Below are 14828 nucleotides of genomic sequence, written 5' to 3'. Positions count from 1 at the left end.
TATGCTAACTGTTGACCATGTATTTAAACGCTATGCCGATGCAGGCGATGCCTTGCTTGATGTAAGCTTTCATCTCGATAAAGGTGAAATGGCATTCCTAACAGGTCATTCAGGTGCCGGTAAAAGTACCTTGCTAAAACTGATTGCGGCCATTGAGCGTAGCTCGCGTGGACAGTTGCTGATTGATGGGCAGAACTTGAACCGCTTATCAGACAGACAGGTGCCTTATTTACGGCGTAAACTAGGGCTGATTTTTCAGGATTATAAATTACTGTTTGATAAAACCGTATTTGACAATATTGCCTTGCCTCTTGTGGTGACAGGTGTGGGTCCAAATGAAGTTGCACGGCGGGTACGCGCGGCACTCGACAAAGTGGGCTTACTAGGTAAAGAGAAGAAGTATCCGCTGGCTTTATCAGGGGGTGAGCAGCAACGTATCGGGATTGCTCGTGCTGTGGTTAACAAGCCTGCGTTGATTTTAGCGGATGAGCCTACTGGAAATCTGGACCCTGAATTATCAGCAGAAATTATGCATCTGTTTGAACAATTCAAACAGGTGGGCGTGACCGTTTTAATTGCGACACATGATATAGACTTAGTGAACCGGTTAAATCATCGAGTGTTAAAACTGGATCATGGTCGACTGTTAGGTCAGTACCAATGAAACGGGTAAGACAAGGGCAAAATACAAAGGCTAGAGCCGCGAGAGTGATTAAGCGTGGTCCGGAAAATCGTGCGCTAACGGCTCTGAAGTTGCAGGGAAAATCACTGAATGCTAGCTTGGTACGTCTGCTACAAGCGCCGTTTACCTCGGCAATGGCCATTACAGTGATGGCAATAGCTATCGCCCTGGCAGGTAGTTTCTATGTACTAGTGAATAATGCTCAGCAACTGGTCGATTCATTGCAAACAGGAAAGCAAATATCATTATTTCTGGAACAAAAAATTAGCGATAAGCAAGCCAAAAAAATCGCTAAAAAGCTACAAGCTAATGCAGTGATAGATAAAGTCCGTGTTATATCTAAACAGCAGGCGCTAGCTGAATTTCGTGAATACAGTGGTTTTGGAGCGGCCTTAAATGCATTGGAAAACAACCCATTGCCTGCAGTGATACAGGTCTATCCTAAAGATTCATTAACCGAGGCCTACCAACTACAGCACTTAGTAGAGCAATTGCAACATGATCCTGCCGTTGATTTTGCGCAAATGGATATGCAATGGCTTGCACGCTTACAGGCGATTATGCAAATGGCTAATAGTATCGTGCTTATATTAACGGTATTGCTGGCAGTTGCGGTGCTGTTTATTATCGGCAATACCATACGCTCTGAATTACAAACACGTAGGGATGAAGTGATAGTGACTAAGCTGGTAGGTGGGACTAATGCGTTTATTAGTCTGCCTTTTGTTTACACCGGTTTTTGGTATGGCTTTATCTCTGGTGTAGTGGCATGGTGTATTATTGTTGTATTACTTATGGTTATTCAGGGACCTATTGATCAACTATCACTGCTTTACCAAAGTCAGTTTCAATTACGCTTTATGAATTTTAGAGACTCGGTTACTCTGATATTTTCTGCATCAATACTAGGCATGATCGGTGCATTTGTAGTTGTAAGATATCAACTAAAGTTATTAAAGCCTGAGTAGTTTAGTTATTTAAAATGCCACGATTTAAACTTGGAAAATCAGTTGAGCGAAAAGTTATAGTGCAAGATATTGAATTAATGTAACGCTTTCAAAAAACTTTAGCTTCACCCATAGGTTAAGCGGACATTTTTTTGCAAGTGCGGTGGAATCAAGAGCTTGTGCTAGACAGCGTGAACAACTGATTTTTCTAGGTTCCGACCTCCTGAACTCTAGGGTAATAACTTGATACCAGTGATTGACATGTAGGTTGGCGCTGAGCTTGCGAAGCCCAACAATTACTGTGCAATATCATGTGGGGCTTCGTATCCTCAGCGCCAACCTACGCGTTTTAGGATCATCTTAATTATCTTGTGAAAACAGTAAGTTTTTAATTTCATTTTGTCGAAATCAGGTGTTCTGAGGTTAAAACTGTAGTGACCCGATTGGACGGGGCAAAGCACATACAGAGAGGAGGGGGGGGAATTGCAGTCTTGATTAGAAATGTGCTGTGAGTGTTGCAAATGCCGATATCGGTGGGCCAGGTGAGACCACCTCATCCTGTAAAAAAAGGAAAGGTTCATAGTATTGAGTGTTGGTCAGGTTTTGTATATTGATCGTTAAATCCAGATGCTTTGTCAGTGGGTAAGAAGCCTGCATATCCATGCGGTAAAATCCATCCACAGTATAAGTATTTGGCAAACTGATTTCCCTGTTAGACATTGCAGTAATTCCCATGCCGATACCCAGCCCCTCAAAAATACCCTCTAAAAAACGATAACGTACGGCAACACGCCCGCTATGTTCTGGGACGCGAGGTAGCCGATCTCCCACACCTAGTTCAGGGTCAGGATGTTCAGTTAAGGTGGCATGTGTATAGGCATAGTTGCCCAAAATAGAAAGGGACTCTAGTGGCTCCCATAAAAAATCAATCTCTGCACCATAAGACATTTGCTCACCTGCTTGAATAGAACTGAATGCCCCATCAGGATCTGGAACCACGACATTTTCGCGTATAAGTTGATACCCGGCAACTGAGCCGCTCAGCCCATATTGAAAAAAATCAAATTTAACCCCACCTTCAACCTGACTGGATTCTTCAGGCTCGGCGGTATCGCCAAATAAGGCGGTCACTGCTCTAAAGCCTTCACCATAGCCGGCAAAAACAGAGATTGAGTCAGTCATGTCAAACACAGCGCCAACTCGCGGCGTGACGTTGGAATTCGTTGTTTTCGCCCCAATTTCATCGACGCTAACGTGGGTCCAGCGTAATGATGTTAAGAGATGAAAACGCGAACTAATATCCATTTGATCCTGTAAATACACACCAATCGTTTGATAGCGGTCATCTTGAGCTTGCGAAATATTGCCATTTTTTATGCCCAGGTAAGTGATATCATCATGCCGGTCTGCAACATTCAGCCAGATATCATCAAGCTCGTCATAAAAAACCCCTAGTTGCGCTTGACTTCGGGTATTGTCATACTCTAGCCCAAACAGCACTTTATGCGTCACATCGGTCATAAACCCGGTATCAAAGTCAATCACCAGGTTGGGGTTAATAACAAACTCATGTACCGTAGCTGGCAATACGCCTGAGAAATAGGGGAGGTAGGATGGTCCTGGCTTGCCAAAATCCCCCACGCCATCAATGATAAGTGTATGGGTAAAAGAGCTAAACTCATCAATCGTACTTTGATAATAGCGTGCCTGAATTGAAGCTTCCACATGACTTGAAAAGCGATGCGAAAACTCAGCGGTTACCATGGCATTTTCTACTGTTGATCTAGGCGTATCTGTCGCACCTGAATAGCGATAGGCTGGAATTGTATAAGGATCAGGCCCTGGCACATCAGCGATAGTGCCTTCTGCGCGTAGTCCTGAATATTCTAGAAATTTGACATGACTATATTGGCCGCGAATAATCAGTTGCGTTGCAGGTGAAAAGTTAAAGGCTATAGTTGGAAAGATAGAAAAATTCTCATTTTCGAGTGCATCTATATAACTTTTTGAGTACTCATATTCTCCGGTCAGCCTGAATAATACCGTATCATCTTCGGTTAACGGCTGGTTAATATCAAAGGAAGGATTGAGCGTGGTAAAACTCCCACCACGAAAAGACACAATGTATTGTGCTTCCGGCAGTGGTTGTTTAGAGACGACATTTATCAGGCCGCCTGTGGGCGCTCCCAGGCCACCGCCAAAAAGCGTTGAGGTTGGCCCTTTTACCACTTCTATTCGCTCTACATTAACTAATGAGAGTGGGTCGGCTCCATTCCCCTGACCATAGGTGGGCATACTATCGGTATAAAATTGTGATTTAAAGCCACGGATAATAAATTCACTGGTCAATAGCTCAGTGGTTTTAGGCGCAACAACAGAAGAGACATTTTCCACCGCGCTACCTAAGGTTTGCAGATCCTGATCGCGTAGTACCGCCTTGGGTATAACCTGTATGGATTGGGGTATCTCCATAATAGGTGTATCTGTTTTGGTTGCAGAGCTGGCGTCGAAGACATTGTAGCTCATCGGAGCTAGTGAATTTTCCTCGATTAACAGCGTATCAAAAACAACCGTGCCACCGGGAGTGAGTTGCTCTGAGCCGAGTGATATTGTGCCCGAAGTAGACGAGTCACTAGCGGGCTCTATGCCTGCTAAAGGCTCTGCGTACACAGGGCAAGTCCATAGGCTATAGATTGCTATACTGCATGTTAAGCTTTTCCTGATACGATTAATGCCTTTATTTTGTGACCTAATCGTTAGCACTCTAGTACAGCATCCATTTTAATAGTTAATAAAAATATGGAACTACTCAGCGTATCTGATAGTTACGAGATTAGGGAGATGGAAAGAAATAATCATCCAAACGAAGTAAGCTTGTGTCTCAATAATTTATAATAATGAATTCTGAATTTATTCTCACACTAGGCAGATAAGCTTGTTGATATTAACAGATAGCATTATAGGTTGGATTATAAATACAGCCCATCGTTTAAAAGGCTCGGTACGTCGTATATTCATGGCTGAAACGGTGGAGCTACTAGGCTCAGGTGGTGCAAGTATTGCTGAAGAAAAACTAGGATGGAATAGAGGCACTATCCGAAAAGGACAATATGAACTTGAAACTCAGCCCATAGAAGATAATTTTTCAGCGAGAGGGCGTAATAAAAGTGAAGAGCATTTTCCTCATCTACTTGATGACATAAAAAAAATTGCTGAACCGGAGTGTCAAACGGATCCCTCTTTTAATTCCTGTCGATTATATACCCGGCTAACGGCTAAAGAAGTTAGAAAACGTTTACTGGAGATTGATTATTACGATGAAAAAACATTACCTTGCTCAAAAACTATCAATACAAAATTAAATGACCTGAGTTACCATCCAAAAAAGGTACAAAAAACAAAGCCTCATAAGAAAATCAAGGAAACGGATGCAATTTTTGAACAAGTTCATTCAGTCAATGGAATGGCAGATATCAACCCAAAAGAGATTCGTATATCAATTGATGCCAAAGCAAGAATGAATATAGGAAATTTTTCACGGGGAGGACGAAATCGGGTTTTAACAAAAGCAGAGGATCATGATTTAGATGTTAAGGAAAAGTTAACTCCTTTTGGTTTTTATCTGCCTGAACATGATGATTTTTTCCTTTTCTTTACAGCAGGCTATGCCAGCAGTGATTTCATCGTTGACCGATTGGAAGAAATTTGGCCAGAAATTCAAGAAAAATATGGAGTAGATATTCTGACAATTAACGCTGACAATGGTATGGAGAACAGTAGCTCCAGAACTCAGTTTATAAAAAGGCTTGTGGAGTTTGCTGAAAAAAGCAACATAAAGATAAAACTGGCCTAAAACTCCCACCACGAAAAGACACAATGTATTGTGCTTCCGGCAGTGGTTGTTTAGAGACGACATTTATCAGGCCGCCTGTGGGCGCTCCCAGGCCACCGCCAAAAAGCGTTGAGGTTGGCCCTTTTACCACTTCTATTCGCTCTACATTAACTAATGAGAGTGGGTCGGCTCCATTCCCCTGACCATAGGTGGGCATACTATCGGTATAAAATTGTGATTTAAAGCCACGGATAATAAATTCACTGGTCAATAGCTCAGTGGTTTTAGGCGCAACAACAGAAGAGACATTTTCCACCGCGCTACCTAAGGTTTGCAGATCCTGATCGCGTAGTACCGCCTTGGGTATAACCTGTATGGATTGGGGTATCTCCATAATAGGTGTATCTGTTTTGGTTGCAGAGCTGGCGTCGAAGACATTGTAGCTCATCGGAGCTAGTGAATTTTCCTCGATTAACAGCGTATCAAAAACAACCGTGCCACCGGGAGTGAGTTGCTCTGAGCCGAGTGATATTGTGCCCGAAGTAGACGAGTCACTAGCGGGCTCTATGCCTGCTAAAGGCTCTGCGTACACAGGGCAAGTCCATAGGCTATAGATTGCTATACTGCATGTTAAGCTTTTCCTGATACGATTAATGCCTTTATTTTGTGACCTAATCGTTAGCACTCTAGTACAGCATCCATTTTAATAGTTAATAAAAATATGGAACTACTCAGCGTATCTGATAGTTACGAGATTAGGGAGATGGAAAGAAATAATCATCCAAACGAAGTAAGCTTGTGTCTCAATAATTTATAATAATGAATTCTGAATTTATTCTCACACTAGGCAGATAAGCTTGTTGATATTAACAGATAGCATTATAGGTTGGATTATAAATACAGCCCATCGTTTAAAAGGCTCGGTACGTCGTATATTCATGGCTGAAACGGTGGAGCTACTAGGCTCAGGTGGTGCAAGTATTGCTGAAGAAAAACTAGGATGGAATAGAGGCACTATCCGAAAAGGACAATATGAACTTGAAACTCAGCCCATAGAAGATAATTTTTCAGCGAGAGGGCGTAATAAAAGTGAAGAGCATTTTCCTCATCTACTTGATGACATAAAAAAAATTGCTGAACCGGAGTGTCAAACGGATCCCTCTTTTAATTCCTGTCGATTATATACCCGGCTAACGGCTAAAGAAGTTAGAAAACGTTTACTGGAGATTGATTATTACGATGAAAAAACATTACCTTGCTCAAAAACTATCAATACAAAATTAAATGACCTGAGTTACCATCCAAAAAAGGTACAAAAAACAAAGCCTCATAAGAAAATCAAGGAAACGGATGCAATTTTTGAACAAGTTCATTCAGTCAATGGAATGGCAGATATCAACCCAAAAGAGATTCGTATATCAATTGATGCCAAAGCAAGAATGAATATAGGAAATTTTTCACGGGGAGGACGAAATCGGGTTTTAACAAAAGCAGAGGATCATGATTTAGATGTTAAGGAAAAGTTAACTCCTTTTGGTTTTTATCTGCCTGAACATGATGATTTTTTCCTTTTCTTTACAGCAGGCTATGCCAGCAGTGATTTCATCGTTGACCGATTGGAAGAAATTTGGCCAGAAATTCAAGAAAAATATGGAGTAGATATTCTGACAATTAACGCTGACAATGGTATGGAGAACAGTAGCTCCAGAACTCAGTTTATAAAAAGGCTTGTGGAGTTTGCTGAAAAAAGCAACATAAAGATAAAACTGGCCTACTACCCTCCTTATCATAGTAAATATAACCCAATTGAACGAGTATGGGGAGCCTATGAAAATCATATTAGTGGCGACATAATGGATACAGTTGAAACAACTTTAAAATTTGCCAAAAGTATGACCTACAATGGCAAAGCACCTATTGTTAAATTAACAGAAAAAATATATGAAACAGGAGTAAAGGTAGGTAAAAAAGCAATGAAGACGTATTATCAGTTTGTTGACCGAATGCCATCGTTGGAGAAATGGTTTTTGACCATTTCTCCTGGTTGTTCTGGATGATTATTTCTTTCCATCTCCCTTAGTTTTGTAGGATGGGCAAAGGAGGTACGACGTGCCCATCATGTTTTCGTTGATGGGCACGGATGAAGCCCTTTGCCCATCCTTGTATATTAAACATATCTCTTAAACACAGGATTATTTAACACAAAACAATTATAGTAATAACTGATTTTCTGGGGAAGCCGGCCCATCCTGAAGCTTCGAGCTTGTATGTAGATTGGCTCCCCACCCTCGTCATCCATGCCGTGGAGTATCTGAGACCTGTAAGCGATGCTTCTGAGTCTGCATTCACAAGGACGGTAGGTGAAGTGTCAGGGCCTCGAAACCAGTGATCATTATAATACTTAAATATGAGAGAAAAAATGAATACTATCGGAATTGATGTGAGTTGTAAGGAATTAGTTGTTGTCGTCATGGTTAATGGCAAGGCACGTAAAGCTAAATCCTTTGATAATACTCCCTTAGGTCATCAATCAATTATTCGGTCTTTAACAAAACTTAAAGGAGAAACAAAGGTTTGCATTGAGGCAACAGGGGTCTATCATTTTGATTTAGCTGTCGCCCTTAGCAGGGCTGATAATATTGAGGTGATGGTTATTAACCCTAAGGCTGCACACAATTTTTTTAAAGTATTAATGACACGCAGCAAAACCGATACGATTGATGCAGGGAATTTAGCTATTTATGCTGAAAGAATGCCTTTTGACGCCTGGGAACGTCCAGCCGATGAATGTATCAGCTTAAAAGCCACTGCGCGCCGTATTGCAGCTCTAAATAAGCAAAAAACACAAACTAAAAACCAGCTTCATGCTTTAGTATCAACCGTGGAAACACCTGCACTGGTCATTGAACAGACGGAAAAGTTGATTGATATATTAGATGCACAAATTAAAACCCTTCGCGACAGTGCTCTTAATATCATTCATCAAAATGAAGAGCTGGAGCAGGCTTATACATTAATCACTGGAATCAAAGGGATTGCACAAGCCTCAGCCGTACAAATACTAAGTGAGCTTATGATCTTACCTAAGGATATGACTGCTCGGCAATGGGTTGCTCATGCGGGGCTGGACCCAAGGATCTTTGATTCAGGGAGTAGCGTGTCTAAGAAGCCACGTATCAGTAAGGTAGGGAATAAATATATTCGCCAGGCCTTGTATATGCCTGCACTGGTTTCGAGCCGCTTCGAGCCAAATATTAAAGGCTATTATCATCACTTAATTGATGATAACGGCTTAAAAAAAGTACAAGCCGTCTGTGCTGTAATGCGTAAATTATTGCACGCCATCCATGGCATGTTACGGACGAATAAAGAATTTGATGGAGCGCGTTTTTATACGCTGCCCATCACTACAGATTCATAAAAAATATGAGTATTTGTAAATTTACGCTTGCGTTTTAATAGAGTATCTACCGTGTTTATTTTGCTGTACTAATCTACAATTAGCGTGCTATGTGCAAAGCGATAAGGCTCGTCGAAGTTGCCGTTTTGTGTTGCATCTACCCCAAAATAAACCTCAATCATTGAGCCTGATGGCAGGTTGTTTATAGCCTGCAGAGGGCTGGGCAAAGCTATGTTTCTTAAGTCAATTAAGCTACCCTGGTAAGCTGCGGATGCTGTTGTTGTCCATTGAAAATTCTGATTTAACCAATACAAGGTTCCTTGATACAAAAATGCCACAAAATAATCTGCATCGATATCCTGACCAGTTGTAGCAACACCAAGATCTACAGCTATGTGTATTTGCTCGGGAGCTGAAATAGTGGTATTTCCAGTTTTCCCATTCAGAGTAATATTTGGAAATACACAGGGAATTTGCGCTGCAGGTTGTTCTGCGAGTGCATTATCATCTTGAGCACACAGGACAAATTTTGCGCTGATACGATATAGCTCTTGCTCAGGAAAAAAAGCAGATACTAGTTCGGGGGACCAGCCCAATTCACCGGATAAATAAAACGAATCTGCATTGCTAAATATTTCTGAATTCAGTATATCGTAGCCAATCGTAGGGAAATCTATATGGTTACGCAAAAACCAGCCAGATACGCCATAGTCAGAGGGGCGAATAGGCTTGTTTACATTATCGGAAAAATTATAATCTTGCGTACGAGCCGCATCATATTCCAGCGTCCAGTCGCCCATCATAAAATATTGCGGCGTACCGTCAGATTTGGCAGGAAGATCGAAACGCATAACGCCGCCTAAGCCTATGCGGCCCTTACTAGCATTCTGCAGTACATTATCTTCAGTAAATTCAAACTGGCTGGGAAAAGAATTGATGCCCGGAACTCGCATTGGACTATTCTTAAAATCCGTACCATGTACTGTATATATAAAGGTCGAAGTATCTAATGGACCTGGGCCTAATAGGATATCTGAATTAAGGTCATTTCTTAGCCGAGTCGATAAGGCAAGATCATCAAAAAAGTCACTCACCACAAAAGTAGTGCTTTCTTCCAGAGCTTGCGGATCATTCGTTTGAATAAAGTGTCCACTATTTACTTCCAGCGCATAGGCAGAATGACATAGCACCCAGCTACTGCATATAATTGCCAGGGATTTAGGTATGATACGGTTGGTTTTTTTTATGAGATTTAACATGATTTCTTATCCTGGTGAGAGTGAAGTATGAGACTACGCAAAAAACAAACTTTCTTACTTAGCAAGTTTATTTCATGCGCAAAGTAATTTACATATCGCTGAGCAATCAGATAAAATTATTCAGCAATCGCCTCTACGTTACCTAAGATAAATCTCGCAGGGAAATAACCCGGCTCAAGTTTCATGGTGGCTTTTACTTTACTTCCCACAGCATCGTCACCCACCAGCAGTGCGACTTCTGGCATAGCAAGCACGCCCGTGTTCATATCAAGCATGGCATGTGAATGTGTCATTGCTGAGCTGGGGTTAAGTGTTTTCAGGTCGAGCGCAACACGTCCATCGGCTAGTACAGATGTTGAAAAACTTGCTGCATACATAGATTTACCTGCCATCAACGCGGGTAAAGTCAGTGTGTTGGTGATATCAGAATAAGATGCCATAGCGCCTTCAATGCCTGGATCACTATCACCTACTGTGGTAAAACTGAAATCACCAACATCAGTTCCTTCATCTGCTTGTAGCATCAAGCTCAGACCGCTAGCAATAACCACATCTCCCGTCATGCTGAAGTTTTCATCATCAATAATGCTTATTTCCACATTAGTTAATTCAAAAGATCTCAGCGCAAAAGCATGATAATTGGTGATCAACCAACCCGAACTATTCGCATTATTGCCTACGCGGCTGGCATCATAAGTTAAGCCATAATCACCCATAGACATTCCACCACCGATGGTAGAAATAACATGAAAGCCTGCCAGACCTATCGTCCCTGTGCCATTAGTTGGGTTGCCTTCATAGGTAAAGGTTGATGCCTGTGGAGACCGCTCTTCCAAACCCATAGGGGGTGTTGCTATGGATGCACCAAAGACTTTAAATACAAATGAATCGGGTACCGCATCAGCAGGTGGCGTTTCGCGCATTTGCTGTGGCGTTTTATCTGCGCTGGCTACGCTGTCAAACCAGTTTACATTGACCACCTGTACATCCAGGTTTTGCAAGGCTGCTTCATCAAAGTCCAGTACAAACTCGCCACTTGTTACCGAGCCAGCGGAGACATTTGCACTTAGAAACATGCCGCTTAAGGCAAGTACTCTGGTTAAATTAGATATTATTTGCATTTATTTATTCCTTTTATTATTTAAAAAATGGTTGTCAACTTGAGCTGAAAGACCCTGACTGTCATGCACTTGTTTAGCAATGGTAATACTGCTCTTGTAGATAAGACGACAGGGCGAAACAAAACTATCTACTCTGATTATTAATTTTCTTTATTTTGCGGATATAAGCCATGTGCAAGCAGGCAAATTGTTTAAGTCTCTAATTCGTGCTCCATACTCACAAGTAAGGGCGCAAACATATTTGCCACCGTATCGCGAACAAAGGGGCTGGCTTTATCTGGTGAGCCGGCATTGAAGGGTGGTGCAGGGTCATACTCTGCCTGTAGCTGAATGACCTCGGCATATTGCTGGCCACGTAACGCTGCCAGAATTTCCAGAGCAAAATCGATACCCGCAGTTACACCGCCCCCGGTAACTATATTGCCATCCCAGACGACCCGCTCTTTAACCGCTGTGGTGCCAAATTTTGCTAATATATCCAGGGTGGTCCAATGCGAAGTGGCTTTTTTACCCTTTAACAAGCCTGCTTTGGCAAGTAACAGGCTACCTGTACACACGCTGGTAATGTATTTTGCTTTTGCTGCTTTGGCTTTTATAAAAGCAATAAACTGCTGGTTTTGCATCGCCTTTAAAGTACCCATTGCACCGCCAGGGATAAATAATATATCCAGGTCATCCGGACATTCACTTTGCCTATGCGTGGGAACAATGGAAATACCTCCGGCCTCAACAGGCGTTAAATCTTCAGTGGGTGAGACTAGATAGATTTTAGCGCCCATCATGGAGTTAAAAATAAACTGCGGGTTAACCAGGTCAGCTGCGTAAAATCCTGGGTATAGCAACATGGCAATTTTTTCATTGCCCATCATTTTTATGCCCTCCACGGCCATAAAATCTTTATGTGCTTTAATAGACACAGCATCCGCCTGAGTTTTTCGCTGTTCAAAACTTGCTTCTGCTTGCGCGACACTGATAAACGGAGCAAGACTGGCACCAGCAATGGCAAGCCGGGTAAATTGACGTCGATTCATAATAGATCCTTTAGGTTAATGGGGAGGGGTAATGTCTAGGTTAAAATGTTACTGACCCGGAGAAAAAACTTCTGTGCCCTGAGCCGGTATCACTCGCGAGCCAAAATAATTAAGTCTTTGGTAATAATCTACATCGGTCAGGTTTTTTACTGAAATACCCAGTTTATATCGCTCTCTGGTATAGGCAAGTGAAGCATCCATAGTGTAAAAAGCATCACTTTTGAATAGGTTTTCATTTTCAATATAGGTACTGGACTGAGCATAAATCCCCGTTCCTATACTTAAGCCTTGAAGCAGTTTTTGTTGAAAGGCATAATTCACCCAGAAACGACCGGCATGTTCAGGTACGCCGGGTATATGATTCCCTTCAGATACAATCAGATCATCTGCAAACCAGGCATCGGTATAGGCATAAGTAGCGAGAAAACTTAAGCTCTCAGTGGCATGCCAGTTTAGGTTGGTTTCTATGCCCTGTGAGCTTTGTTTACCTTTCGTGGTGGAGCGAAATAAGGGGTCTGTAAAATCGGTAACTACAATGTTTTGTTTGTTAATCCGGTACAGCGCCAATTGTCCGGTTAGTTGCCTAGCTATATCAAACTTTATACCAAGCTCTACTTGATCGGATAATTCAGGCTTGGGAGTAGAAACAAAGTTCACGCCACTTTGAGCGCGCATTCCCTGGCTATAATTTACAAAAAAGCCAAATTCATCCGTTAAGGTGATCACCACACCGATATTCGGTAATACCCGTGTAGTACTGGTATTAGAACTAAATTCAAATCCTGGCGTGGTATTATTAAAGTCGCTAATGATGGTGCTTACACGAAAGCCTGCCAACAAATGCAGGCGTTCATAGAGAGTGCTTTGCGCTTGTATATAGGAACCAAAGGTGGTGTTTTTTGTAAATTGGTTATTATTCCGCACGCCCGGGTAAGTGTCAGGAAAAAAGCTGGGGTTGGTTAAATCAACAATCTGTGTGGGTAACTGGTCAAATTCGATAAACCCTGCTTCATCATGCTTACTAAAGTCAGCGCCTATAATCACTGAGTTGTAACTGGCTGAAAAATCAAACTGAGCGGTACTATACAGCTGAAAAGTCATCTCATCAGATTGCTGAAATAGTTCAGTATTACTTAAACCCCAGGTATGCGGTAAGTCGGGATACCCTAGTAACGCTAAATCTTCAGAGTTTAGCGGTATATCAGCCGCAAAATCAAAACCTTCTCCTACCAGACCCTGGCTGAGAGTATCATGCATAGAATAGGCATAACGCGCTTTAGCTGTCATATCCCAGATAGGGTTAAAGCGATGTTTAAAAGTTGCCCAGACACTGCCTAGTTTTGAAACACTCTCGCCTATATCTGCTGGCCCTATAAAAAGTTCTGGCTTAATCGTAAAATCTCCCGCAACAGTGCCTGTTGAAGGTAAGCCTTGGTAATCCTGTTGTTGCCAGTTTGAATATTTTCCCTGCAGCGTGAATGAAGTATTATCGTTATTAGTCCATGTAATAGATGGATTTATGTTGTAACGCTGAGTGTCTAATACCTCAATATGATTTTTATTATGGGTATATTCGCCGGTAAAGCGGAATAAATAGTTCTCGTTTAGCGGCTGGTTAATATCCATATAAGGTTGAACAAATTGGTAATTACCGGTTTTTATCCCAAACGTATAAAAAGCTTCTTGCTCAGGTAATTTAGACAGCAAATTTATCACTCCGCCCGATGGCGAGCCGTCACCACCACTGTACAGCGTTGCATTGGGGCCTTTAATAACCTCTATTTGCGCTACATTGACTAAACTTTCCTGGTCGCCGGTATTAAGATTTTGGTAAAAGCCATCAATCATTTGCATGGTCGAAAAGCCACGGATCAATGTCGGTTCAAAATTGGGTGTAATGCTCAGTGACCGAGGTACGACGCCGCTGATATTACGTAAACTCTCACTGATCGTAATGGCTTGCTGGTCATCAATTAAGGCGCGTGTTATGACCTGTACAGATTGAGGTAACTGCATAAGCGGTGTGTTAATGCGCGTTGCGGTACTGGAATAAAAGCTTGAATAGCTTCGCCTGGCTTCATTATTCCTGCTAAGGTCTATCTGACCTAAAGGTCTGTTTTGATCTGCGAAATCCGTGTAAACAACCATTGCGGGCTCTAAAGATATTACCTCTGGAGGTCGGTTTTCACTGCTGGCAGGTGATAATGCTACAGACTGTGACTCGGTAAAACGGTATTGTATGCCGGTATTTTCCAGTAACTTACTCAGGGCTTGCTGTGGAGTGTATTGCCCGATTAAGGACTTGCTAGTTATCGAGCGCGTAGATTCTGCTTTAAAAAATATTTTTATGCCGCTTTGTTCCGAGAACTGCAATAAAGCCGAAGCTAAAGGCTGTGCGGGAATATTAAATGCAGTGGTTTGATCGGCGCGTACCGGTGCAGACTGACACTGCATAACGGTATATATTAATAATACCGAAGTCCGTTCAGTTATGCGCACGTGCTTTGCAAGGGCAATAATGGTCATGTAGATAAGACGACAGTACGCCACTAAAAT

The 14828-nt window shown here is 42.1% G+C and carries 11 protein-coding genes; 5 read left to right on the top strand and 6 right to left on the bottom strand.

Annotation, left to right across the window (positions count from 1 at the left end):
- Position 1 precedes the first annotated feature (1 nt).
- A complete protein-coding gene (ftsE, locus tag ACQY3F_RS11425) occupies positions 2-664 on the top strand; it encodes a cell division ATP-binding protein FtsE (RefSeq protein WP_428354960.1) in 663 nt (220 codons plus the stop codon).
- Positions 661-1650, top strand: a complete 990-nt coding sequence (gene ftsX, locus ACQY3F_RS11420; RefSeq protein WP_428354959.1) for a permease-like cell division protein FtsX — start codon at positions 661-663, stop codon at positions 1648-1650. Before ftsE ends, ftsX begins: the two co-directional genes overlap by 4 nt.
- Positions 1651-2124: 474 nt before the next feature.
- On the opposite strand, the gene ACQY3F_RS11415 is transcribed toward ftsX, so the two are convergent.
- Positions 2125-4299 (bottom strand): TonB-dependent siderophore receptor, encoded by a 2175-nt coding sequence (locus ACQY3F_RS11415; protein WP_428354958.1) that lies wholly within the window; start codon positions 4297-4299, stop codon positions 2125-2127.
- Positions 4300-4567: 268 nt separating this feature from the next.
- On the opposite strand from ACQY3F_RS11415, the gene ACQY3F_RS11410 reads away from it, so the two are divergent.
- A complete protein-coding gene (locus ACQY3F_RS11410) occupies positions 4568-5482 on the top strand; it encodes an ISAzo13-like element transposase-related protein (RefSeq protein WP_428354956.1) in 915 nt (304 codons plus the stop codon).
- Here the strand turns inward: ACQY3F_RS11410 and ACQY3F_RS11405 are convergent.
- Positions 5424-6053 (bottom strand): TonB-dependent receptor plug domain-containing protein, encoded by a 630-nt coding sequence (locus tag ACQY3F_RS11405; RefSeq protein ID WP_428354955.1) that lies wholly within the window; start codon positions 6051-6053, stop codon positions 5424-5426. The genes ACQY3F_RS11410 and ACQY3F_RS11405 overlap by 59 nt on opposite strands.
- 268 nt (positions 6054-6321) lie before the next feature.
- On the opposite strand from ACQY3F_RS11405, the gene ACQY3F_RS11400 reads away from it, so the two are divergent.
- Positions 6322-7518, top strand: coding sequence for an ISAzo13 family transposase (locus ACQY3F_RS11400; RefSeq protein ID WP_428352931.1), 1197 nt, complete (start codon positions 6322-6324; stop codon positions 7516-7518).
- Positions 7519-7868: 350 nt separating this feature from the next.
- Positions 7869-8882, top strand: a complete 1014-nt coding sequence (locus ACQY3F_RS11395; RefSeq protein ID WP_428354954.1) for an IS110 family transposase — start codon at positions 7869-7871, stop codon at positions 8880-8882.
- 68 nt (positions 8883-8950) lie between these two features.
- Here the strand turns inward: ACQY3F_RS11395 and ACQY3F_RS11390 are convergent, their stop codons facing one another.
- The 4 genes from ACQY3F_RS11390 to ACQY3F_RS11375 all read right to left on the bottom strand — a co-directional run bounded on the left by ACQY3F_RS11390 (position 8951) and on the right by ACQY3F_RS11375 (position 14798).
- On the bottom strand, positions 8951-10120 hold the full coding sequence (locus tag ACQY3F_RS11390; RefSeq protein WP_428354953.1) for a hypothetical protein: 1170 nt from the start codon (positions 10118-10120) through the stop codon (positions 8951-8953).
- 116 nt (positions 10121-10236) lie between these two features.
- Complete coding sequence (locus tag ACQY3F_RS11385; RefSeq protein ID WP_428354951.1) at positions 10237-11241, bottom strand: hypothetical protein; 1005 nt, start codon at positions 11239-11241, stop codon at positions 10237-10239.
- Between the two features lie 191 nt (positions 11242-11432).
- Positions 11433-12272 carry a DJ-1/PfpI family protein gene (locus tag ACQY3F_RS11380; protein WP_428354949.1) on the bottom strand — a complete coding sequence of 280 codons (840 nt, stop codon included), beginning with the start codon at positions 12270-12272 and terminating at the stop codon, positions 11433-11435.
- 48 nt (positions 12273-12320) lie between these two features.
- On the bottom strand, positions 12321-14798 hold the full coding sequence (locus ACQY3F_RS11375; protein ID WP_428354948.1) for a TonB-dependent siderophore receptor: 2478 nt from the start codon (positions 14796-14798) through the stop codon (positions 12321-12323).
- Positions 14799-14828: the final 30 nt, after the last annotated feature.

This window comes from Methyloprofundus sp., from assembly GCF_965251085.1.
Classification (GTDB): Bacteria; Pseudomonadota; Gammaproteobacteria; order Methylococcales; family Methylomonadaceae; genus Methyloprofundus.
This window is presented reverse-complemented; position numbering and strand designations above follow the sequence as displayed.

Excerpts from the sequence above, each read along its gene's own strand:
- ACQY3F_RS11375 (WP_428354948.1), bottom strand. The coding sequence starts at position 14,798 with ATGACCATTATTGCCCTTGCAAAGCACGTGCGCATAACTGAACGGACT.
- ftsE (WP_428354960.1), top strand. The coding sequence starts at position 2 with ATGCTAACTGTTGACCATGTATTTAAACGCTATGCCGATGCAGGCGAT.
- ACQY3F_RS11395 (WP_428354954.1), top strand. The coding sequence starts at position 7,869 with ATGAGAGAAAAAATGAATACTATCGGAATTGATGTGAGTTGTAAGGAA.
- ACQY3F_RS11380 (WP_428354949.1), bottom strand. The coding sequence starts at position 12,272 with ATGAATCGACGTCAATTTACCCGGCTTGCCATTGCTGGTGCCAGTCTT.
- ACQY3F_RS11385 (WP_428354951.1), bottom strand. The coding sequence starts at position 11,241 with ATGCAAATAATATCTAATTTAACCAGAGTACTTGCCTTAAGCGGCATG.
- ACQY3F_RS11390 (WP_428354953.1), bottom strand. The coding sequence starts at position 10,120 with ATGTTAAATCTCATAAAAAAAACCAACCGTATCATACCTAAATCCCTG.
- ftsX (WP_428354959.1), top strand. The coding sequence starts at position 661 with ATGAAACGGGTAAGACAAGGGCAAAATACAAAGGCTAGAGCCGCGAGA.